Origin of the sequence: Labrenzia sp. 011, from assembly GCF_003075075.1 — a bacterium.
Taxonomy (GTDB): Bacteria; Pseudomonadota; Alphaproteobacteria; order Rhizobiales; family Stappiaceae; genus Roseibium.
Window position 1 is genome coordinate 45,992 of sequence record NZ_QCYM01000063.1, and the last position, 20,993, is coordinate 66,984.

Annotated in this window: 21 protein-coding genes; 8 read left to right on the top strand and 13 right to left on the bottom strand. The window is 62.8% G+C overall.

Translation table 11 applies throughout. From position 1 onward, the window contains the following. Positions 1-111: 111 nt before the first annotated feature. Positions 112-1,851, top strand: a complete 1,740-nt coding sequence (gene poxB, locus DCO57_RS22435) for a ubiquinone-dependent pyruvate dehydrogenase (protein ID WP_116701137.1) — start codon at positions 112-114, stop codon at positions 1,849-1,851. A gap of 120 nt (positions 1,852-1,971) precedes the next feature. Here poxB and DCO57_RS22440 read toward each other — a convergent pair whose 3' ends face one another. Further along, positions 1,972-2,319, bottom strand: a complete 348-nt coding sequence (locus DCO57_RS22440; protein ID WP_116701138.1) for a hypothetical protein — start codon at positions 2,317-2,319, stop codon at positions 1,972-1,974. A gap of 434 nt (positions 2,320-2,753) precedes the next feature. Here DCO57_RS22440 and DCO57_RS22445 point away from each other — a divergent pair, with 434 nt between their 5' ends. Next, on the top strand, positions 2,754-3,533 hold the full coding sequence (locus DCO57_RS22445; RefSeq protein WP_116701139.1) for an acetoin reductase: 780 nt from the start codon (positions 2,754-2,756) through the stop codon (positions 3,531-3,533). 128 nt (positions 3,534-3,661) lie between these two features. Here the strand turns inward: DCO57_RS22445 and DCO57_RS22450 are convergent, their stop codons facing one another. From DCO57_RS22450 to DCO57_RS22505, 12 genes are all read right to left on the bottom strand, one after another. Beyond that, positions 3,662-4,498: a FoF1 ATP synthase subunit gamma gene (locus DCO57_RS22450; protein WP_116701140.1), complete on the bottom strand. Its 837-nt coding sequence runs from the start codon at positions 4,496-4,498 to the stop codon at positions 3,662-3,664. After that, positions 4,495-6,024 carry a F0F1 ATP synthase subunit alpha gene (locus tag DCO57_RS22455; protein ID WP_116701141.1) on the bottom strand — a complete coding sequence of 510 codons (1,530 nt, stop codon included), beginning with the start codon at positions 6,022-6,024 and terminating at the stop codon, positions 4,495-4,497. The genes DCO57_RS22450 and DCO57_RS22455 overlap by 4 nt, the downstream gene beginning before the upstream one ends. Next, on the bottom strand, positions 6,002-6,742 hold the full coding sequence (locus tag DCO57_RS22460; protein WP_116701142.1) for an ATPase: 741 nt from the start codon (positions 6,740-6,742) through the stop codon (positions 6,002-6,004). Before DCO57_RS22460 ends, DCO57_RS22455 begins: the two co-directional genes overlap by 23 nt. A gap of 3 nt (positions 6,743-6,745) precedes the next feature. Beyond that, entirely contained in the window at positions 6,746-6,991 is a 246-nt protein-coding gene (locus tag DCO57_RS22465; RefSeq protein WP_116701143.1) for a F0F1 ATP synthase subunit C, read from the bottom strand. Further along, positions 6,988-7,677, bottom strand: coding sequence for a F0F1 ATP synthase subunit A (locus tag DCO57_RS22470; protein WP_116701144.1), 690 nt, complete (start codon positions 7,675-7,677; stop codon positions 6,988-6,990). The genes DCO57_RS22465 and DCO57_RS22470 overlap by 4 nt, the downstream gene beginning before the upstream one ends. Then, on the bottom strand, positions 7,674-7,952 hold the full coding sequence (locus tag DCO57_RS22475; RefSeq protein WP_116701145.1) for an ATP synthase subunit I: 279 nt from the start codon (positions 7,950-7,952) through the stop codon (positions 7,674-7,676). The genes DCO57_RS22470 and DCO57_RS22475 overlap by 4 nt, the downstream gene beginning before the upstream one ends. Further along, complete coding sequence (locus DCO57_RS22480; protein ID WP_116701146.1) at positions 7,949-8,239, bottom strand: AtpZ/AtpI family protein; 291 nt, start codon at positions 8,237-8,239, stop codon at positions 7,949-7,951. Before DCO57_RS22480 ends, DCO57_RS22475 begins: the two co-directional genes overlap by 4 nt. Then, positions 8,236-8,676 carry a F0F1 ATP synthase subunit epsilon gene (locus DCO57_RS22485; RefSeq protein ID WP_116701147.1) on the bottom strand — a complete coding sequence of 147 codons (441 nt, stop codon included), beginning with the start codon at positions 8,674-8,676 and terminating at the stop codon, positions 8,236-8,238. The genes DCO57_RS22480 and DCO57_RS22485 overlap by 4 nt, the downstream gene beginning before the upstream one ends. Beyond that, the gene (gene atpD, locus DCO57_RS22490; protein ID WP_116701148.1) at positions 8,673-10,103 is read right to left on the bottom strand and encodes a F0F1 ATP synthase subunit beta; all 1,431 of its coding nucleotides are present in this window, start codon (positions 10,101-10,103) and stop codon (positions 8,673-8,675) included. The genes DCO57_RS22485 and atpD overlap by 4 nt, the downstream gene beginning before the upstream one ends. A gap of 43 nt (positions 10,104-10,146) precedes the next feature. Further along, a complete protein-coding gene (locus DCO57_RS22495; protein ID WP_116701200.1) occupies positions 10,147-11,295 on the bottom strand; it encodes an alpha/beta fold hydrolase in 1,149 nt (382 codons plus the stop codon). Positions 11,296-11,843: 548 nt separating this feature from the next. Further along, complete coding sequence (locus tag DCO57_RS22500) at positions 11,844-12,101, bottom strand: hypothetical protein (RefSeq protein ID WP_116701149.1); 258 nt, start codon at positions 12,099-12,101, stop codon at positions 11,844-11,846. Positions 12,102-12,220: 119 nt separating this feature from the next. Next, complete coding sequence (locus DCO57_RS22505; RefSeq protein WP_068418285.1) at positions 12,221-12,430, bottom strand: cold-shock protein; 210 nt, start codon at positions 12,428-12,430, stop codon at positions 12,221-12,223. Between the two features lie 502 nt (positions 12,431-12,932). Here DCO57_RS22505 and DCO57_RS22510 point away from each other — a divergent pair. From DCO57_RS22510 to DCO57_RS22535, 6 genes are all read left to right on the top strand, one after another. Beyond that, positions 12,933-13,700, top strand: coding sequence for a hypothetical protein (locus tag DCO57_RS22510; protein ID WP_116701150.1), 768 nt, complete (start codon positions 12,933-12,935; stop codon positions 13,698-13,700). Between the two features lie 20 nt (positions 13,701-13,720). After that, on the top strand, positions 13,721-15,694 hold the full coding sequence (locus tag DCO57_RS22515) for a caspase family protein (protein WP_133192743.1): 1,974 nt from the start codon (positions 13,721-13,723) through the stop codon (positions 15,692-15,694). 46 nt (positions 15,695-15,740) lie between these two features. Continuing rightward, positions 15,741-17,930 carry a glycosyltransferase gene (locus tag DCO57_RS22520; RefSeq protein WP_116701152.1) on the top strand — a complete coding sequence of 730 codons (2,190 nt, stop codon included), beginning with the start codon at positions 15,741-15,743 and terminating at the stop codon, positions 17,928-17,930. Next, positions 17,927-18,382 (top strand): hypothetical protein, encoded by a 456-nt coding sequence (locus DCO57_RS22525; RefSeq protein ID WP_116701153.1) that lies wholly within the window; start codon positions 17,927-17,929, stop codon positions 18,380-18,382. Before DCO57_RS22520 ends, DCO57_RS22525 begins: the two co-directional genes overlap by 4 nt. A gap of 157 nt (positions 18,383-18,539) precedes the next feature. After that, positions 18,540-19,892 carry an aspartate aminotransferase family protein gene (locus DCO57_RS22530; protein ID WP_116701154.1) on the top strand — a complete coding sequence of 451 codons (1,353 nt, stop codon included), beginning with the start codon at positions 18,540-18,542 and terminating at the stop codon, positions 19,890-19,892. After that, entirely contained in the window at positions 19,889-20,974 is a 1,086-nt protein-coding gene (locus DCO57_RS22535) for an anhydro-N-acetylmuramic acid kinase (protein WP_116701155.1), read from the top strand. Before DCO57_RS22530 ends, DCO57_RS22535 begins: the two co-directional genes overlap by 4 nt. The last annotated feature ends 19 nt before the right edge of the window (positions 20,975-20,993 follow it).

Below are 20,993 nucleotides of genomic sequence, written 5' to 3' on the forward strand. Positions count from 1 at the left end.
AGGCATCCGGCAATCCGCTTTTTTGACGGCGGAGAACAGGCGGGCGTCATTCCGGTTTTCCGCGTCGCATCGCGACCCTGGACAGTTCCCCGAATTGAATGGAGCCATGAATTGACCACGACAACCTGCGCAGATTACATCGCCGAACTTCTTGCTGAAATCGGTGTGACAAGAATTTGGGGAGTGACCGGCGACAGTCTCAATGGCATCAACGACAGTCTCCTTCGTCAGGGCAAGATCGAATTCATGCATGTCCGCCACGAGGAAACGGGGGCCTTTGCGGCGGGGGCCGAGGCGGCCACGACCGGCAGGATCGCCGTCTGCGCGGGAAGCTGCGGACCGGGCAACCTGCATCTGATCAACGGGCTTTACGATTGCCAGCGCAACCAGGTTCCCGTCCTGGCGATCGCCTCGCATATTCCCTCCACAGAGATCGGCACGCATTATTTTCAGGAAACCCACCCCCAGGAGCTCTTCCGCGAGTGTAGCCACTATGTCGAGCTGATTTCGGACCCGGCCCAATTGCCACGCGTCATGGAAACGGCGATTCGCACCGCCGTGGAACGTCGCGGCGTCGCCGTGATCGTGCTTCCGGGCAACACCTCCCTTGAGCCGGCTCCGGCGAAACCCGCCCCGATCACCTTCGCTCAGCCACCGCAAATCACCCCGGCCTCCGCCGATATCGATCGGCTCGCCGAGCTTCTGAACGGGTCGGACGCGGTGACCCTGCTGTGCGGCAGCGGCACGGCCGGCGCTCATGACGAGGTCGTCGCGCTGGCGGATGCGCTCGGCGCGCCCGTCGTGCATGCGCTGCGCGGCAAGGAGCATATCGAATGGGACAATCCCTTCGATGTCGGCATGACCGGGCTGATCGGGTTTTCCTCGGGCTACCATGCCATGGAGAACTGCGACACACTGCTCATGCTCGGGACGGATTTTCCCTATCGCCCATTCTACCCGGAAAAGGCGAAAGTGGCCCAGATCGATATCCGCCCGGAAGCGATCGGCCGCCGCAGGGCGGTCGATATCGGCCTGGTCGGCGATATTCGCTCGACCCTTGCCGCGCTTCTGCCGCGCCTGAAGCGTCAGGAAGACAGGCATTTTCTCCAGAGCGCCAGGGAACACTATGCTTTGGCCCGCAAGGGCCTGGATGACCTGTCGTTTCCCGCAAAATCCGACCACCGCATTCATCCCCAGCATCTGACACGCCTTCTGAGCGAACACGCCGACGAGGATGCGATCTTCACGGCCGATGTGGGGACCCCTACGGTCTGGGCCGCCCGTTATCTGAAGATGAATGGCAAACGGCGCCTGCTGGGGTCCTTCAACCACGGCTCCATGGCAAATGCCATGCCGCAGGCCATCGGCGCGCAGGCAGCCTTTCCCGGCCGGCAGGTGGTGTCCTTGTGCGGTGACGGCGGCTTCTCCATGTTGATGGGGGACATTCTGTCTCTGCGGCAGCTCAAGCTGCCGGTGAAACTGGTCGTCTTCAACAATGGTTCGCTCGGCTTTGTTGCCATGGAAATGAAGGCTTCAGGCTATCTCGATGCCAATACGGATCTCGACAATCCGAATTTCGCCGCCATGGCCGAGGCGATCGGTATCAAGGGCATCCGGGTGGAAGATCCGGACAGGCTTGACGAGGGCGTTTCGGATGCGCTGGCGCATGACGGGCCTGTCCTGCTGGACGTCAAGGTTGCCAAGCAGGAGCTTGCCATGCCGCCTTCGATCAAGCTGCAACAGGCCAAGGGATTCAGCCTGTTCATGATAAAGGCGATCATGAGCGGACGCGGCGATGAACTCGTGGAACTCGCCCGCACCAATCTCAGGCCACGCGGACGGCGTGGCTGAGCCGCAGGGGGCCCGGTAATACCAAATGTCTTTGCTCTCCCCCTGACCTGAGTCCGGCCTCATGCGGTCCGGCTCAGGTCAGGGCCGGGGAGTGCTCGGCGGCGGATCAGCTGGCCTTCGTCATCTGACGATTCGCAGAAAAGAAGACCCGAGCGCCATCGCGTGCTTTTCCAGCTCGCCCTGATGGTAGCCGTCCAGAGCCACGGCCATGGTCTTGAAGTCCTGGGCCTGTGTTTTCATGTCGAGCGTCCGCTCCCCGGGAAAAGCATCGGCGATCATCTGATGATGCTCTTTCACCAGGTCGGCGAGCCGAAGGGCGCTGCCGATCAGAAAGGCGCGATATTGCAGCCGCTTCACCTCCGAAATCCCGAGGGTTTCGGCGTCCTTCAGTATCTGCCCGAAACCGATGACATTGGTACAGACCATCCGCAGTTCACGGCCGCAGTCTTCGTCGTGTGAGCGGGACATTCCGGGCCTCGAAAGCTTGTTGCAAACGCCGAGGCTAACAGGCCGTTCGGCTATTGCAAGGAAGCAGGAGGGCCATCTTTCACGACATCGTTCGCCTGCGGGACGTTGCGCCAAAAAATGCCGTGTTTTCCGACGGCTTTCACCGATGAGCGGCCCTGCTTGACGGCAGGAGAGGGTGCACTCTCCAGGGCTGCATCCCGCTCTTTTCACAATTGATTCCTGTCAATTCCGGGCAGGAGTGCAGCGCCTATTGTGCAGCGCGTGACGAGTCTCGAAAGGGACGCACGAGATGGCGGAGCCGGTGACACCTGCGGGAGCGGGTGCATTCGGCAAATCATCGGAGTCACGTGCCTGCCCTGGAAATCCGCCGCACACAGCAATGCAGTTTCATGGTCGCAACCTCCCTTGCGACACGAACGAACAGGAGATCTGACATGACAATCAATGGGAAAGTTGCCCTGGTGACCGGTGCCGGTCAGGGGATCGGACGCGGTATCGCCTTGCGGCTGGCAAAGGATGGCGCCGACATTGCGATTGTCGATATCAAGACGGACAAGATGGAAGCGGTGGCGGCCGAGATCAGGGCCCTGGGCCGCAATGCGACAACGTTCAAGGCGGATGTCGGCAATCGCGACGAGGTCTATGCGGCGGTCGACCATGCCGAAAAGGAACTCGGCGGCTTCGACATCATGGTCAACAATGCCGGGATTGCACAGGTCAACCCGATCGCCGACGTGCAGCCCGAAGAGGTGTCGCGAATTCTGAAGATCAATCTGGAAGGTGTGCTTTGGGGAATCCAGGCGGCAGCGGCCAGATTCAAGGCTCTTGGCCGCAAGGGCAAAATCATCAACGCCGCGTCTGTCGCCGGCCATGAGGGTTTCGCCATGCTGGGCGTCTATTCGTCCACGAAGTTCGCAATTCGCGGGCTGACCCAGGCGGCCGCCAAGGAATATGCGAGCGACGGCATCACCGTGAACGCCTATTGCCCGGGCATTGTCGGCACGGACATGTGGGTGACCATCGATGAGCGCTTCGCGGAGCTGACCGGCACGCCGAAGGGCGAGACATACAAGAAATACGTCGACGGCATCGCCCTCGGCCGGGCCGAGACCCCGGACGATGTCGCAGCCTTGGTGTCCTATCTCGCCGGCCCGGATTCCGACTATGTGACAGGGCAGGCCATCATCACGGATGGTGGGATAGTGTATCGCTGATCTCCTGATCGGCAACGCAAGCCCGGTGAAGGCCGCTCCTGAAAACGCTCCTTCACCGGGACACACGGACATGGTCCGCAGCTTCTCCCTGCGCCCGGAACCCTGCCGCAGCCGTCAGTCGCGCGTTCTTACACCCGATCCTGTGCGGCGACCGTCGAGAGTTCGATGATTTCCGTGGTCATCTGTTCCTGGCGCGCGCGCTGGAATGCGCCCTTGAGGTCGGCGGCGATCCGTTTGACGTTCGACTGGGCCCGGGACATGGCCGCCGCGCGGGCGGCATTTTCGGCGGAGAACCCCAGCATCAGGGCCTCGCAGACTTCGGTGAAGACATATTCCTCGACCAGCGCGCCGATCAGGTTTTCGGCGGAGAGCGTCGTCAGCGGCGGTGTGCCGGGGGCGGCGGGAAAGCGGCTGAAGTCGAAGGGAAACAGGGTACGGCGGACCGGGGCGCGGTCCGGCGTGGCCGGGTCGCCGAAGACAATATCGAGGGTCATGCCGGGGGTTTCCGCGAAGCGTTCGAAAAGCGTGTCCATCAGCCGGTTGGCCAGGCGGGGAACTTCGGCGGCATGTGGCGCCATGTCCGTCCACCACACGGGGGAGACGCCGTGCTCCTCCAGCGTTCCCCTTGTGCGGCTGCCCACGACCATCAATGCGCGGCCTTCCGCTGCCAGGGCGAGACAGGTCTCGGCCATCCTGTCGCCAAAGGATCCTGAAAACCCCTGGGCGGCGCCGACGACGATCGCCAGTGCGGGCCCGTCCCTGGTGTCCTCCTGCCCGCCGGGGTCGCCGAGTGGCAGCGCGGTCGACAAGGCCCCGGCCACGGTCGCCTCATGCGTGCGGATCGCGTCCAGATGCGTTCGCGCCTCCATCTGGTGAGCCGTGGCCAGAGCCCTGAGGGTCGACACGACGCTGTCGATCTCGTGGATATTCGCGATCCGCTCCTGGATCTCTTCGGGCCGGTTCATGACGGTGGTTCCGATTTGAGGCCGGACAGGCGGGCGGCAGCGGTGCGCACGCAGTCGACAAGGGCGGCACGCACTGCCTCCTCCAGCAGGTCCGCTCCAGCGCTCGCGGCCCCCGTGCCGGTCAGTTTCGGTTCCGCCGCCAGAATGGGAAGGAGCTCCGTTTTCAGTGCCGGTATGGCGTCAGGCGCAAGCGCGTCCAGAACCCCTTCCGCCAGGGCGGCGAGCAAGGCCACCTGGGCGACGATCGGCAAGGGAGAGAAACGGTTCTGCGCCAGGAGCGCACCGATCCTCTCGCCGCGTTCCAGGCGCGCCTTCATGCTTGCGTCGGCGAAGCCGCCGAAGCGGGAGAACATCTTCATTTCAAGATACTGGGAATAGTCCAGGCGCACCCGGCCGGCGACCGCCTTCAGCGCCGCCGATTGCGCCTTGCCGCCGACCCGGCTGACCGACAGGCCGATGTCGACCGCCGGGCGCTGGTTGCCGGCAAACAGCGCGGCGGAAGTGACGATCTGGCCGTCGGCGATGGAGATCAGGTTGGTCGGAATATAGGCCGACAGGTTGCCGGCCTCGATCTCGGCGATCGGCAGGGCGGTCAGCGAGCCGCCGCCCTTTTCCTTCGACAGTTTGGCGGAGCGCTCCAGCAGCCGGGCGTGCAGATAGAAGATATCGCCCGGATAGGCCTCGCGTCCCGGCGGCTGGCGCGCCAGCAGGGCGAGCTCGCGATGCACGGCGGCATGTTTGGTCAGGTCGTCGTAGACAATCAGGGCATGGCCGCCCCGGTCGCGAAACTCCTCGGCAATGGAAGTCGCCGAAAAGGGCGCCAGCCAGCGCAGACCCGGTTCCGCCGTTGCCGGGGCGACGACGAATATCGTCCGCTCGAAGGCGCCCTTTGCGCGAACCGCCTCGATCACCCGGCGCACCGCGGTCGTGCGCTGGCCGATCGCCACATAGATGCAGACCATGTCGCTGGATTTCTGGTTCAGGATCGTGTCGACGGCAATCGACGTCTTGCCGGTTCCGCGTTCGCCGATGATCAGTTCCCGCTGGCCGCGCCCGATGGCAAACAGGGCGTCGACCACCAGCAGCCCGGTTTCCACCGGCTCGGTGACGAAATCACGCTCGATGATTTCCGGCGCCGGACGTTCGGTTTCCCGCATGCCGGCAGCTTCGATGGGGCCAAGATCGTCGAGCGGGCGTCCGAGCGGGTCCACGACCCGGCCGAGCAGACCATCGCCGACGGGAACGGAAAGCAGCGTTCCTGTACGGGTGACGGAACTGCCGGCCTCGATCCCCGTCATCGGGTCGAGAAACGCTGCCTGGAGGATTTCCTGGTCAAGGTTCAGGACAAACCCCCGGGCACCGGTGGAAAAGGCGATGATTTCGTCCAGGCGGGCACCGGGCAGGCCGGTGACATGGGCCAGACCGTCGGCGATCTCGACCACCGTGCCGGTTTCCTCTGCTTCCGGGCCAAGGGGGGCGGCGGCCACGCGGGCCTTCAGGTCTTCAAGGCCGGGCGTCATGGTCATCCTTCAGAGCCTCCGAAATCCGCGCCAGGTCGTGAGCGAGAGAATTGTGAACCGTGCCGGTGGAAGACGACAGGTCGAGACCGGCGACAAGCGCCGGGTCGATTTCCACTTCAGGTGCGCTTATGCCGAATGGTTTCAGGGCCGCATCGATGATTTTCCTGTCGCCCCCGGACAGCGGATGGGGGGAAACGATCCTGAGGTTCTTTCCGTCCAGAAGACCGGCCCGGCGGTCCTCCGGCAAGGCGGCAATGGTGTCGGCAAGCCGGGCGGCATAGCCTTCGACAGTGGGGGGAGCGGGAAGCGCCGACAGGGCCCGCCCGGCGATGGTTTCGGCCAGATCCCGCGCATGCCGGAGTGTTTCGGCTTCCGCCTCCAGCACCGTTTTGCGTGCATCGGCGTGCGCCGCGGCCAGGATCGCTGCGGCCTCCTTGCGGGCTTCCTCCAGCAACTGCTTGCGCTGTTCTTCGGCCTCTTCCTGCGCGCGGGTCAGGACGTCGTGGCGCGCGGCAGCGGTTTTCTCCGCCTCCTGTTGCGCTCGGGCAGTGGCCTGCAGGGCGTCGGATCGGGCCTTTTCCGCCGCCTCCATGGCCGCTCTGGTCTCCTCCTGACGGCGGGCGATGATCCTGGCCACGGGCCGGAACAGGAAATGCCGCAGGATCGCGAGCAGCACCAGCACATTGACGATCTGAAGGGAGAAGGTGATCCAGTCGAACTGCATGGCCTAATTCACGAACGGATTGGCGAACAGCAGCAGCAGCGCGACGACGAGGCAGTAGATCGCCATCGTTTCGATCATCGCGAGGCCGACGAACAGCGTTCGGGAAATGGTGCCGGAGGCCTCGGGCTGGCGGGCGATGGCCTCCATGGCGGCGGCAACCGCGCGGCCCTCGGCAAGGGCAGGGCCGATCGCTCCGAACGAAACCGCAAGCGCGGCGGCCAGAATACTGACGATTTCGATGTAGCTCATGCTGGTGGATCCTTTTTTCGGGGAGCGCCGTCCTCAACGGCCGAAGCAATGAAAACCAGGGCGAGGATGGCGAAGATATAGGCCTGGACGGCACCGGTCAGGAGGTCGAGCGCCATCAGCGGAATGGGCACGAGCAGCCCGGCCAGTGACAGGACGATGCCGATGACGAACACGCCGCTCATGACGTTGCCGAACAGGCGGACCATCAGCGAGAAGGACCGGGTGACCTGTTCGATCAGGTTGAGCGGCAGCATCACCCAGGTCGGGCGGGCAAAGCTCTTCAGATAGCCCCAGGCACCCTGGGCCCGGATGCCATAGGAGATGGTGGCGACAAAAACGATCAGCGCCAGCGCCGCATCGGTTTCCAGATGGGCGGTCGGCGGTTCCACCCCGGGGATCAGCGAGGACCAGTTGGCGGCAAGAATGAACAGCAGCAATGTGCCGATGAGCGGGCGGAACCGTCCCGGATCTCCGGCGATCGTCGCCCTGATCTGTCCGTCGATGGCCGTGACCACCAGTTCCAGAACTTCCTGAACGGGCCCTGGCTTGACCGACAGCCGCAGGGTTGCCAGGAAGGACCCAACACCCAGAACGGCGAGAATGGCCCAGGTGGTGACCACCGTCTGGCTGATGCCGACGGATCCGATGGAAAATACGGTGGTAACGGTGAACGGGGAATCGCTCATGCTGTTTCCTTCCGGGCCTGCCGCAGGACAAGCGAACGGCCGACCCAGAGCCCCGCGGCGGCGGACAACAGCGCTGTGGCCCCCATCCGGGCGCAGACATAGAAGAACAGCCCGAGCGCGGCAAAGCGGACCATCTGCAGGACCACCGCCTTCAGGTCACCGGCGGCAAGGCGCTCACTCACGTGCAGCAGACTGCGGAAGTGCAGCCAGCCGGCGGCAACACCTGCGGGCGCCGCGAGCGCGGCGATTGCCAGGATTGTAGGAATCTCGCTCATTGTTCATGCATCCAGCGCAAGGCCAGCCACAGGCCGAGTGCGGCACCCGCCATGGTGAGCGCGGCCGCGAGCATGATGCCGCTGCCGAGCAGCCGGTCGAGCCAGTTGCCGACCACGACACCCAGAAGGGTGGGGCCGACGATCACCCAGCCCAGCACCCCGATCTGGCCGAACCGGCGGGCGAGGGACGGTTCCGGGTCCTCCTTCGCCGCTTCATCGCGCTCCTGTGTCCGGCGGGCCGCATTGGCCAGATGGCCGTCTTCATCAAATTCTTCGTGTCCGCTCATCGGAAATCCTCCGCAAGATCCTCGACCGCCTGGTGGGGGCCGAGACGGCGCATCAGGCTGCGGATCGCATTCGCGTGGAGGCGGACCTGTTCGCCGCGCGCCCGTCGGGCTGCATCCTCGCCGGCGGCTTCGTGTTCCCGCACGAGTGCCTCCAGCTCTTCCAGATTGTCGCCCGGCACCGCCTCCCGGCTGGCGATGTCGATCCGCTCGCCCTGCGACACCCGGAGAACGCCGCTGCGCAAGGCGCAATAGTGCCAGACCCCGTCCGCCCGGCGCCAGCGCAGCACCGAAGGGCTCAGAACCGTAAGCAGGTCGGCGTGGCCCGGCTGGATACCGAAGCCGCCACTGCCGTCTTCCGCCCGCACGGAGGTGACGGCATCCTCCGACACCGCCACTTCAAGGGGGGTTGTGATGACAAGGGTGAGCGTTCGGGTCATGCCCTCTTTGGTCCCTTTTTCGTGTCCGTCCGCGCCGCTTCCTTGGCTCGTGCCTCTTCCAGCGTGCCGATCATGTAGAGGGATGTCTCGTCCCAGTCATCGCATTCGCCATCGAGAATGGCCGCGCAGCCTGAGACCGTCTCGGCAACCGGCACGGAACGGCCTTCCATGCCCGTATAGGCGGCAGCGACGAAGAAGGGCTGCGTCAGGAAACGTTGCAGGCGCCGGGCGCGGCCGACCATCAGACGCTCCTCGCGCCCGAGTTCCTCTACGCCCAGAAGCGCGATCACATCGCGCAGCTCGTGATAATGTTCGATCAGCTCCCGCAGGCGCGCCGCCACTTTCGCATGTTCCTCGCCGACCACCAGCGGATCGAGAAGAACGGACGTGGTGGCGATCGGGTCGATGGCCGGATAGATACCCTCGGCCGCCAGCTGCCGGGACAGAACCACGGTGCTGTCCACATGAGCGCTGATGGCCGCGACCGCGGGATCGGTGAAATCGTCCGCGGGCACATAGACCGCCTCGATCGCCGTCACCGACGCCCGGCCGATCGAGGCGATCCGTTCCTGCAGGTCGGCGACTTCCGTCTCCAGCGTCGGCTGATAACCGACCCGCGAGGGCATGCGGCCCAGAAGACCGGACACTTCCGATCCTGCCTGGACGAAGCGGAACACATTGTCCATCAGGAGCAGGACGTTGCGGCCGTCCTCGTCGCGAAAATACTCCGCGATGCTGAGGGCGCTGAGCGGCACGCGCCAGCGGGCGCCGGGCGGTTCGTTCATCTGGCCGTAGACGAGAACCGTCTGATCGAGCACGCCGCTGTCATGCATTTCGTTCAGCATCTCGTGGCCTTCGCGGGAGCGTTCCCCCACACCCGCGAAGACGGAGATGCCGTCATATCCGGATACCATCGCGCGGATCAGTTCGGTCACCAGCACGGTCTTGCCGACGCCGGCTCCGCCGAACATTGCCGACTTTCCTCCCTTCGCCAGCGGTGCCAGCAGGTCGAGCACCTTGATGCCCGTGGAAAACACCTCGGTCTGACCGCGCTGGGACGCCAGCGGCGGGGCGCTGTGGTGAATTGGCCGGCGCGGCGTGTCGGCGGGCAGGGGAGCGCCATTGTCTCCGGTTTCGCCCATGACGTTCAGCAGGCGTCCCAGGACGGCTTTGCCGACCGGAACGGTGAGTGGCCCGCCTGTGGCGCGCACCGGCGTGCCGCGTGCGATCCCGCGCGTCGACTGCAGGGCGATGGCGCGCACATGGCGTTCATCCAGATGGGCCTGCACTTCCGCGAAGATGGGCACGTCGGTGGCGATTTCCAGGGCATCGTGAATGGCGGGAAGCGTGCCGGGGAACCGGATGTCCAGCACCGGACCGCGTACGGCCGTCACCTGAGCGGCATCGGACAAGGGTGTTGCTTTCATACTCATCTGTGACACGGTGACACCGACTGCCTTTCAAACAAGTTCAGCGCGCGGCCGCCAGCGCCTGCCCTGACGAGTTGGCAGCGATCCATTTGCTGACTTCCGGCCAGGTCTCCCTGAGTGTTTTCGACCCCATGAACAGACCGATATGCCCACCCGGCACAAGCTTGCTGACAATCCGCTCCCGAGGGGTTCCAACCAGATTCTCTGCGGCAAAGACCTGTTCCGGGGTGGTGATGTCATCGGCCTTACCCGCTAGCAGGTAGAGCGGGCAGACAATCTGGCTGAGCGAAAGGGTCTTGCCCAGGGCGATGAATTCGCCCTTTGCGAAACGGTTTTCCTTGAAGAGCAGCTGGATCGCCTGGAGATAATACCGTCCCGGCAGGTCTATCGGGTTCTCGTACCAGCGCTCGAAATGTTCGGTGCGAGCGATGTAGCACTTGTCCTCGATATGCTCATAGAGGTCGATGAACTTGCCGAAGTACTGTTTGCCGGGATGCATGTCCTTCCATCCGGCCAGCATATACTGGCCCAGCATACGCCCGCCCCCGGCGGCGACCATTTCTTCGTAGAAGCTCAGCGGTAGTTCATGCGCCAGTTTCTTGATGGGGCCATTGCCAGCATCGGTGTCGATGGGCGCGCCAGCCAGCACCAGGGCGGCGACCTTCTGCGGATACAGGCAAGCATACATGGCGGACAGCCAACCACCTTGGCAAAGACCGACCAGAGCGACCCGTCCACCAAGGGCCTCTACCACGATGTCCAGATCGGCCAGATACTTGTCGATGCCGTAGTCGCGCATTTCAGCGGTGGCGGATTTCCAGTCTGTGGCTAGCACCCGCTGCAGCCCGGAGTTCAATAGTGTCTCGACCAAGCTCTGCCCCCTGGTGTAATCCGCGATTGTCGAGCTGTGGCCGGCGTAAGGGGCATCAACCACGACCGGTATGGTTGTCGGATCCGCATGCGGTGCGGAGAAGTCGCGCAACCGCATCGTGTCCAGGTCCTGTACGACCCGGTTTGCGGTGGCCCATTCAGGTGGTGGGGGAGCTTCTACCTCGCTGGCTTCGGCGAGGAACCGCATGTTGTTCTGGAAGAGTTGCAAACCTTCCTGTTCCATTTCGATGGCGGCGGCCATGGGCCAGAACCAGGGAACCGAATGCTCGTATCTAGGTGTCTTGAGATTTTTGTCCATGTCCATGTCCATGCCCATGCTTCACGCATAACTGCCGAGCTTTATCCCGGGGCTACAGCGAACCTTAGTGTGACCGAAGTGGGTTGGCATTGCCGATCCCGCAGGCACCGCATCACACAACTCAAGGTGCCGTCGTCAAGGACAGCTCCTCATTGGCTAGGCGCGCATTGTTCCAGATCAAATGCCTGTGCTAATTGAGAGACAGGCGGGCCGGAACGGCTCTTCATGACCGGCCAGCGGTCTCTTGGACCGCGGTCGGGCGGCGGTCATCCGAAGAGGGCCTGGTCGGGATGCCCAAAGCCGATGGCAACTTCATGGGAGGTCAGCGGATAGACGCCGGCTGAATTGCAGCCGCGATCCTTAGCTATGGGATGTGCAGGAATTCATTGATCCGGTCAATCGGCCGGGCCGCATGGGCCGGGCAGTCTTTCCATCCGGAGTCTTCTGCGGAAGGGACTCGGCCCCTCGGCAGGGTGCGCTGCGCGGGTCGGCCGGGGTCGCCGCGCAACGCTATCCGACGAGTCAGGGTGACCCAGTCGGCTGGGGCGTCAACTGCGAGCGGCGTTGCTCGCTCTGGAAGTGGAAGCTGCGGCTTTCTTCGGCTTCCGTGCCTTGACCGGTTTGGCGGCCGGCCGGTCGTCCTGCATCGCCATGCGCGCTGCGCGCAGTCTCATGGTCTTTGCATCACGCAGTTCGGATTCGGTCCGCAGCATTTCCTGCGAGATCCGCTTGGTTGTTTCCGCCTTTGATTCTGCAGTCTCGCGCCGTGTCCGGCTGAGTTTGCTGCCGTTGGTCTCGGTGGACATTATTTCCGATCCTTTCAAAAGTGCAGAACAAAAAAAAGGCCGGGAAATTTCCCGACCTCTCGTTTCACCTCATGGGTTCGTGCCAGTACATCCGTGGTCACAAACCCGGGATGAGGTATTTAGACTGCCTGCAGGTTGTCAGCAGCGGACTTGCCGGAGCGACGATCCTGGACAACTTCAAAGCTGACCTTCTGGCCTTCGACCAGAGAGTGCATGCCAGCGCGTTCAACAGCGGAGATGTGAACGAACACGTCTGCAGCGCCATCTTCAGGCTGGATGAAGCCGAAGCCTTTGGTGGAATTGAAGAACTTAACGGTGCCAATGGTCATAACGATTTCCTTTCAATCGGTCATGAGAGTATACCTGCCCCGCAATTTTGCGAAACGGGCGATTAGGTCGACGTTGATAGGGAAGATCGTTCAGGCCGCGGCACGCCGCGCAGTCACAAAGTTCGTCAAACAATATCGATGAGCATTACATAGGCCGGATACGTGTCCAAAACAAGGCATGTTTCGCAATATGGTGTTTTTTTCGATAAAAAAAGTTCCGGGCACGGCAGAAAAAGAAACCGCGTGTGAACGACTTGGCTGTTTTCCGCGCAATTCACTGATCCGGTGACGGGGCGGTCTTGAAAAGCGCGGAAAATCCGATGGCAACAGAAGGCCGTGCTGCCGGATTGGCGGGTGATGGGCAAACCGGAGCTCCGCACATCCCGTGACAACATGGCGCGAGACAGGACCGTCAGGCGATCGTTTGTGAACCATCCGCGAAAATGCTAGATTGATCTGCGTTGCGAGAACGTCGTTTTCAAAAATATTTTTTTGGTGGCATATGGCAGACCTGACCAGGCGCAAATTTGTGAATTTGCTTTCATTTATGCTGTCGTTAGTCATTTTCTGGCTGACGGGCGCAACAAGTTCGGCGAAGGGAAGCAGGCTGGATCTGGCCGACCCCGTCGAAACAGGTACCTGGAAGTTCAACACCCCCGGACGGATATCGCCCGCGGGCAGGGTATTGCCTGTCGAGGGAGTTGCTGGGGGAGAGCGGACTTCCGGCACGCTTGAAAGCGGCAGCGACAGTGCAAACACGGTCGTTGCCTATGGAGGCGAGTCTCCCGGCGCCAGGGCGGGGTCGGGAAGCGAGCCGATCAATCCCAATCAGTATGTTCCCGGAAAAACGGGGACGAACGCCCGACTGGAACGGGTGACGCTACAGCGTTTTCTGAACACCCGGGCGCGAATAACCTCCGTGTCAAAGAGATGCGCAACGAAAATTCAGCGCGGTGAGGAGCCGCTCAGGTGCATTGAGAATGTGCTGAGGGAATTCGAGGCGCGCCTGGAACGGGAGGCCGGCCGCGGAAGCGGTGTTGCGAAATCGGCCTTGCCGATCGTCAGGCAGATGGTCAGAGATGTCCGCGAGGCAAAAAGTGGCAAGGCGGGCCTTGCAATCGTGCGCAGGGGGATCGGCAAGGTTCAGCGCATTCGCCTCGTCAGATCACAGGATGCGGTGGTCGCGAAACTTCAGCAACAGCAGCGCGCCGTGCTGGTAGAGACATTGCAGGCTGTGGAGATCAACCTTGTGAAAGCGATCGCGATTTGAATGGACGGCTTTTCCCGGTCATGAACTGGCTCGTGGTCCGGCTGCTGCCGGCGAGAATGCCGGTCCTGGCCTGCGGGCTTCTTCTGGTTGCCTTGTGTTGCGGACCTGCGTCGGCCGAGGGCGAAGCCGCCGGCATCCGGATGGCGCTCGTCATCGGCAATTCCAATTATGTTTCCGAAAAGCTGCCGAATGCAGGCAACGATGCGCAGAGCATTGCCACCACACTGCAAACCCTCGACTTCGACGTCCGGCTGGTGCTGGATGCGACCCGCGATCGCTTCATCGGCGAAATAGAAGAATTCGCGGACGATACGCTGCGCCGCAACGCAAGCGTCGTGCTCGTCTATTATGCCGGCCACGGGGTCCAGCTGGCCGGAAAGAACTACTTCATCCCGGTCGACGCGCATATCAGCGATATCGACAGTCTCGTGGCGGAAAGCGTCCAGTTCGACCACCTCCTGAACCAGGTCGGGAAAAGCAGCTCGTTCAAGATGATCTTTCTCGACGCCTGCCAGAACAATCCGTTCCAGGACCGCATCGGCAGCGTCGGGGTCGGTCTCGCCCCGCCTCCGGACGTCAGCGGGTTCCTGATCGGTTTTGCGACACAGCCCGGAAAGGTCGCCTATGACGGGGCTGGCAACAACAGCCCCTATACATCTGCGCTCCTTGCCAACATGCATGTGCCGGGACAGGAGGTCCTGTCCGTGCTGGCGGAGGTGAACCGCCATGTACGCAAGGACACCGGGGGCGCCCAGGTTCCCTACGTTCAGTTTTCGGTCAAGCCGGAATTCTACTTTCTTCCGGGCGAGAAGGCCGACCAGGACGTCGAGGTCCGGCTCTGGAAGCTGGCTGCCCAACAAGCCGATCCCGAACTCATCAACCTGTATGTGGAGCGCTATCCGGAAGGCCGCTTTGCCGGCGAGGCACGCACCTTGCTGGACAAGGCGGAGGCTGATCTGGCCGGCAGGGGGACGCAAGATCCCGAGAACCGCGACAGGCTGGAAGAGGAAATCTGGACAAATGCCCTGGCGTCCCGCAACGGGTCCCTGCTCGAATATTACATAGAACGCTTCCCCAACGGGCGGAACCTGGAGCAGGCGAAGGAACTTGTCACCCAGCTTGCCCCCGGCGATGAGGCGAACATATCGCCCGCTGAACTCTGCCGGAAATATGCCACTCATCCCAATGATTCCACGGTTATCTACCGGGGTGTTTCGCTCGAGCGGCTGGCAAGAAATTCCGCGGCGGCCGTGAAGGCCTGCGAAGAATCCGTGAGGACCTATCCGGAAGATCCGCATTACAAGGCCCTGCTTGCCCGCGCTCTGGCCGCCGGCGGCGACACCGATCGCGCGGTAGATTTCTACAAGCAGGCCGCACTGGCAGGAAACACCCGGGCGCTGGTCAGCCTCGGCCTGTTCTACGAACTGGGCCAGAGCGTGCCGAAAAACCTGGTGACGGCAAGAGCTCTGTTCGAGGAGGCCTACAGTCACGGCAGCACGGACGGAGCGATCAACCTGGCCGTTTCGCTCTACTCGGGAACCGGTGGGGAGCGGGACGTTCCGCGCGCGATCGCTCTGCTGGAGTTCGCCTCTTCGGAAGGGGCGGCCAGAGCGACGTATAATCTGGGCGTATTTGCCAAGGAGGGCGTCAACAAGTCGCCTGAAAACGCCGTGGCCTATTTCGAGCTTGCCGCCCGGCAAGGCTATGCGGAAGGGGCGCTCGCAGCCGCGGCGATCTACGACGAAGGCTTTCACACCGAGAGAGCACCGCAAAAGGCCTCGGAACTGCTTTTGTCGGCGCTGACCTCGGACAATGGCGAGATACTTTCGAAGCTTGCTGCCGACGCCGACAGCTGGTCGCGCGAAACGATCCTCTCCCTCCAGTCGCAAATGAAAACGGCGGGATATTACGAGGGGACCCTCGACGGCGTCCCCGGTCCGCAATTCAATCGCGGCCTTGAACTGTGGCGTCTCTACGGTGGATCGCCGTCCTGAACATCTCCGGACGGACCGGAAACCGTTTTCTCGGCAAGGGCAGACTATGGAACTGGACGTCCTTTATCTGGCAGACCTGCGCTTTCCGGGCGGTACGGCCACATCACTCAGATACGACCTGAGAGCCTGCAGGCTGGCGGGGCTCAGGGCCGGGATTGTGCCGCTGTCATCACCCCTGTTTCCCAGAAGCCTCGTTCCGAATTCCGCGTTGCTCGCTGAAATTCAGGCGACCGGCACGGTGATCGTTCCGCAAAACGAACGACCGAGGGCCCGGGTCGCTCTTCTGTATCATCCCTCCCTGCTGGACAGGACGGTGCATGTGCATGCCGGATTCGACGCGGATGTTTTCTATGTTGTGGTCCATCAGCCGACGCGGGACCGCAGAGGACGTTCCTATTACCGGACGGGGACCTGGGCCGGACTGGCGGCCGACTGGTTCGCCCAGGACCTGCGGCTGCTGCCGGTCAGCGACGTCGTCCGCAGGGATCTTGCGCGGCAGGATCTTTCCCATGCGCTTCACCCCTGTAACTGGACCAACCTGATCGATCCGGCGGACTTTCCGCAAAAGCGGACGGGAGAGGTGAAGGGGCCGGTAACGATCGGCCGGCACAGTCGACCGTCCCGGGACAAGTTTCCCTCTCCGCAGGTCACCCTGGCATGCTATCCGCGCGGCCCGGATTTCAACCATCTGATGATGGGCGTGCCCCAGGACTTTCTCGACGAATTCGAGACACTGCCGTCGAACTGGCAGATTTATCCCTTCTCGTCCTGGCCGGTGTCCGAGTTCCTGCGCAGCCTGGACATCTACAGCTATTTTCACTCGGACACCTGGATTGAAGCCTTCGGCTACAATGTGCTCGAAGCACTCGCGACCGGACTGCCCTGTGTGGTGCCGCATTACATGAACGAGACCTTCTCAGACGCCTGCTTTTACGCAGACCCTGAAGAGGCGCCGCAGCTCTACGACCGACTTCGCTCCGACCGGGCGCTCCGCGAAGAGGCGTCCTCAAGAGCGCGGGACCATGTCGTGTCCCGTTTCGCGCTGGATCAGTTCGCAAGGAAGTTTGAAAACGTTGCCGAAGCGCCCCGGGTTTCGTCACCCGCAAGTCCGGTGAAGCGCGAAACATCGGAGAAGCCTGTTGTACTGTCGGTGACCTCCAACGGCATCGGCCTGGGCCACCTGACCCGCCAGATTGCCATAGCCGAAGCGCTCGGACCTGCCGTCAATGTGGTTTTCTTTTCGCTTTCGGAAGCGATCGAGGTCGCCCGGTCCATGGGGTATCTGGCCGAATTCCGCCCCTTCCATCGCAGGCTGCAGCTGGATGTCGAGGAGTGGAATGGCTTTTTCTTTCAGGAAATGCGCGAGGCGCTCAGTCACTACAGGCCGGCCCTGGTCCTGTTCGACGGCAACATGCCCTACAGCGGCTTCACCGATGCCCTGGATTCCTACGGCAAAAGCTATTGCGCCTGGATCCGGCGGGGGCTGTGGCGCACGCCGCAGCCCGAAAGCATCGCCCGGGAAGGGGCTTTCGATGTCATAATCGAGCCCGGAGAACTCTGTGAAGCTTTGGACCTCGGATATTCGAGCGTGAATCCGGACAATGTTGCCAGGGTAAACCCGGTCCTGATGACCCAGCCGCACCAGCTCCTCGACAAGACCGCTGCCAGGCGCGCGCTCGAACTGCCGGAGAACGCAACATTGTGTCTGGTGCAGCTCGGGGCGGAAGCCAATTTCGACATGTCCCTTCCCAGGGAACTTCTGTTCGACTTTCTTGACAGGCATCCGGAGGTGATTGCTGTCGATGTCAGGTCGCCGCTGCATGCGACCGGTCATGCCGATATTCATGAGCGTTTCCTTCTGCGTCGGCTTTTCCCGCTCGGCCGTTATCTGAAAGCGTTCGACTTCGCTGTCTGCGCTGCCGGATATAATACGTTTCATGAAAACATCGCCGCCGCGCTGCCGACGCTATTCATCCCCAACAGCAATCCCGAAACCGACGATCAGGACGCGAGAGCCCTGCATGGCGCGCGCGCCGGATGGAATCTGGCAAGCACGGCAGACGACCCCTACGAGATTGAAACACAGCTTCGAAAATTGCTCGATCCCGAGGTTCGGCAGACATTGTCGCTGGCCTGCGGACGAAAGACCGGTTGCTGGGACGGTGCCTCGCAAATCGCCCGCCAGTTGCGGATACAGGCCCGGCTTCCGGACTCCTTTCAGGTGCCTGAACGATGAGGCGGCATCTGCAAACCATCGGGCTCAGATATGCCCTGCGCGGTCTTCGTGTTCTCCGGCGCGCCGACAAACCCGATGCCGTCCTGCTGACCAGTCAGCGCAAACGCGGCAGCGTCGCCCTGATCTGGGCGCTCGACGAGACAGCGGAACATCTGTCCGCGGAACTTTCGAAAAAGCTCGCCCATCTGAGCGGTTTCGAGACGGTGGTGGTGGTCTGTCCACCCCGATTGTTTACGGCACTTCGAAGCGAAGGACATTTTTTTGAAACTCTCCCGGCTCCCGACGACATCAGGCGCAGTGGCGTTTCCTCCAGCTGGGAGCTGTATCTTCGCAGACGGATCGCGCGTATTCGAAAGAACTGGGGCCCCGATTTCGAGGCGGTCGTGGGTCCGGAACCGGAAGTTTACTATGAGAGCATTTTGAATGCGCATGAGGACAGAGACCTGAGCTGAGGCCGCTTGGCACATCCCGTTCACCCGGATGGGGGGCGGAAAGCGAAATCCCGATTGTCATGAGGTTTCCACGCCGCTAGCGTGGGCCGAACCGGCGCGGCGGGTTCCTCTCGCCGTCCGCAGCACAATCCCACCTGTTATCAAGATGAGGCGTTTCATGGCGCAGCTCCCCAATTCCCTCGAAGCCCGCGACAGCGCGGCCCAGCTTCACTCCTACGCCGACGCGCGCCGCCAGGAGGAAACCGGCGCGCTGGTGATCGACAGGGGCGAGGGGATCTATGTCTCGGATATCCACGGCAAACGCTATATCGAAGGCATGGCCGGTCTGTGGAGCGTTGCCGTCGGCTTCGGCGAAAAGCGCCTTGTCGATGCGGCGGCCCGGCAGATGGAGAAGCTGCCCTATTATCATACTTTCACCTACAAGACCCACGGGCCGTCGATCGAGTTGGCGGAGAAACTGATCGAGATGGCGCCCGTGCCCATGTCGAAGGTCTATTTCACCAACTCCGGATCCGAGGCCAACGACACGGCGATCAAGCTGATCTGGTACCGGTCCAATGCCCTCGGTCAGCCGCAGCGCAAGAAGATCATTTCCCGTGTCCGCGGCTATCACGGCGTCACCCTCGCCTCGGCCAGCCTGACAGGCCTGCCGAACAACCACCGCTCCTTCGACCTGCCGATCCCGCAGATCCTGCACACCACCTGCCCGCATTACCGCTCCATGAAAAAGGAGGGCGAAAGCGAGGCGGATTTTGCCAAACGCTGCGCGCAGGATCTGGAGGACATGATCCTCGCCGAGGGGCCGGACACGATCGCGGCCTTCTTTGCCGAGCCGGTGATGGGCGCTGGCGGCGTGATCGTGCCGCCGGACGGCTACTGGCAGGCGGTGCAGCCGGTGCTGAAGAAATACGGCATTCTCTTCGTCGCCGATGAAGTGATCTGCGGATTCGGGCGCACGGGCAACATGTTCGGCACCCAGACCTACGATCTACAGCCGGACATGATGACCCTGTCCAAGGCGCTTTCCTCCTCCTATCAGCCGATCTCGGCGCTTTTGATCAATGACGATGTCTACCAGCCGATTGCCGACGAATCCCACAGGATCGGGGTTCTGGGACATGGCTACACCGGCAGCGGTCATCCGGTGGCGGCGGCCGTCGCACTGGAAAACCTGAAGATCATCGAGGAGCGCGACCTGGTCGGCAACGTGAAGGCCGTCGCGCCGCTTTTCCGGAAACGGCTCGACGGGCTGGCGGAAAATTCGCTGGTGGTCGAGACCCGCGGCATCGGTCTGATCGGTGCGGCGGAACTGTTCCATGAGGCCCTTGCCCCGACACCGGGCGCACTGGGGGCGACAGCCAACGCGAGCTTCCAGGAAAACGGCCTGATCTCCCGCAACATGCTGGATGCAATGGCCTTCTGCCCGCCGCTGATCATCACCGAGGCCGAGATCAACGAGATGTTCGATATCGCTCAGGCGAGCCTCGACGCCGTGGCCAGAAGCCTGTGACGACCTGGTCTGTCGTCGGCACCATCAGCGGCACATCCGCCGACGGTATCGACCTTGCCGAAATCGCAACGGACGGCAGGACGGTCGCGCGCTTCGGCCCGGCGGAGACGGTGGCCTATCGTCCCGAGACCAGGCGGCGGGTGCTGGAGGCGGCGGCTGCGAAGGGGGCGCGGCGCGAGGACTGGCCCGATCTGGCGCGTGCCGTCACCCGGGACCACCTTGCCGCCCTCCGCAGCTATCTGGACACACACGGCCTGTCTCCCGACGCTGTCGTCTTTCACGGCCAGACGGTCTGGCACGATCCGGCGGCGGGAGAGACCGTCCAGCTCGGCGACCCGCAGGCGCTTGCCGATGCGCTGGGCCTGCCGGTGATCGGCGATGTCCGGCTGGCGGATATGGCTGCCGGCGGGCAGGGCGCGCCGCTGGTTCCTGTCTATCATCAGGCACTTGCCAGATCGCTCGTGGGAAAGGACCGGGAGCCGCTGTGCTTTCTCAATATCGGTGGCGTGTCCAATCTGACCTATATCGACGGGGATCGCCTGCTGGCCTTCGATACCGGCCCGGGAAACGCGCTGCTGGACGACTGGGTCAGACGGCACGGGGCGGGAGATTTCGATGCCGGGGGCAAATTGTCCGCCGCAGGGGGCGTGGATGAGCAGCGTCTGAACGAGGCCCTGAGCCATCCGTTCCTGGCGGAACCGGGACCGAAATCCCTCGACCGCTACAGCTTCTCTGCCGAGTTCGCCGAAGGGCTTTCCCTTGAGGACGGTGCAGCCACCCTGCTTGCCTTTACCGCCGGAACCATCGCCAGGGCCGAAGAGCTTCTGCCGCGGCACCCGGGGCTGTGGCTGGTCTGCGGCGGTGGTCGCCTCAACCCGGTGCTTATGGGCGCGCTGGCGGATCGTCTCTCGGGAGAGGTTGTCTCGACGGACAGGTTCAGGATCGACGGCGATGCGCTTGAAGCACAGGCGATGGCGTTTCTGGGCGCGCGGCTGAAGGCCGGATTGCCGACAACCTTCCCGGACACCACCGGTACGTCCCGCCCGGTGACCGGCGGACGGCTTTATGCACCCGGCGTGTGACCGTCCGGTCCTGACCAAC

What these genes read in the sequence shown, in the direction of transcription:
- DCO57_RS22440 (WP_116701138.1), bottom strand. Translation starts at nt 2,319, where the DNA reads ATGTCCCGCTCACACGACGAAGACTGCGGCCGTGAACTGCGGATGGTC.
- DCO57_RS22445 (WP_116701139.1), top strand. Translation starts at nt 2,754, where the DNA reads ATGACAATCAATGGGAAAGTTGCCCTGGTGACCGGTGCCGGTCAGGGG.
- DCO57_RS22450 (WP_116701140.1), bottom strand. Translation starts at nt 4,498, where the DNA reads ATGAACCGGCCCGAAGAGATCCAGGAGCGGATCGCGAATATCCACGAG.
- DCO57_RS22455 (WP_116701141.1), bottom strand. Translation starts at nt 6,024, where the DNA reads ATGACCATGACGCCCGGCCTTGAAGACCTGAAGGCCCGCGTGGCCGCC.
- DCO57_RS22460 (WP_116701142.1), bottom strand. Translation starts at nt 6,742, where the DNA reads ATGCAGTTCGACTGGATCACCTTCTCCCTTCAGATCGTCAATGTGCTG.
- DCO57_RS22465 (WP_116701143.1), bottom strand. Translation starts at nt 6,991, where the DNA reads ATGAGCTACATCGAAATCGTCAGTATTCTGGCCGCCGCGCTTGCGGTT.
- DCO57_RS22470 (WP_116701144.1), bottom strand. Translation starts at nt 7,677, where the DNA reads ATGAGCGATTCCCCGTTCACCGTTACCACCGTATTTTCCATCGGATCC.
- DCO57_RS22475 (WP_116701145.1), bottom strand. Translation starts at nt 7,952, where the DNA reads ATGAGCGAGATTCCTACAATCCTGGCAATCGCCGCGCTCGCGGCGCCC.
- DCO57_RS22480 (WP_116701146.1), bottom strand. Translation starts at nt 8,239, where the DNA reads ATGAGCGGACACGAAGAATTTGATGAAGACGGCCATCTGGCCAATGCG.
- DCO57_RS22485 (WP_116701147.1), bottom strand. Translation starts at nt 8,676, where the DNA reads ATGACCCGAACGCTCACCCTTGTCATCACAACCCCCCTTGAAGTGGCG.
- atpD (WP_116701148.1), bottom strand. Translation starts at nt 10,103, where the DNA reads ATGAAAGCAACACCCTTGTCCGATGCCGCTCAGGTGACGGCCGTACGC.
- DCO57_RS22495 (WP_116701200.1), bottom strand. Translation starts at nt 11,295, where the DNA reads ATGGACAAAAATCTCAAGACACCTAGATACGAGCATTCGGTTCCCTGG.
- DCO57_RS22500 (WP_116701149.1), bottom strand. Translation starts at nt 12,101, where the DNA reads ATGTCCACCGAGACCAACGGCAGCAAACTCAGCCGGACACGGCGCGAG.
- DCO57_RS22505 (WP_068418285.1), bottom strand. Translation starts at nt 12,430, where the DNA reads ATGACCATTGGCACCGTTAAGTTCTTCAATTCCACCAAAGGCTTCGGC.
- DCO57_RS22510 (WP_116701150.1), top strand. Translation starts at nt 12,933, where the DNA reads ATGGCAGACCTGACCAGGCGCAAATTTGTGAATTTGCTTTCATTTATG.
- DCO57_RS22515 (WP_133192743.1), top strand. Translation starts at nt 13,721, where the DNA reads ATGAACTGGCTCGTGGTCCGGCTGCTGCCGGCGAGAATGCCGGTCCTG.
- DCO57_RS22520 (WP_116701152.1), top strand. Translation starts at nt 15,741, where the DNA reads ATGGAACTGGACGTCCTTTATCTGGCAGACCTGCGCTTTCCGGGCGGT.
- DCO57_RS22525 (WP_116701153.1), top strand. Translation starts at nt 17,927, where the DNA reads ATGAGGCGGCATCTGCAAACCATCGGGCTCAGATATGCCCTGCGCGGT.
- DCO57_RS22530 (WP_116701154.1), top strand. Translation starts at nt 18,540, where the DNA reads ATGGCGCAGCTCCCCAATTCCCTCGAAGCCCGCGACAGCGCGGCCCAG.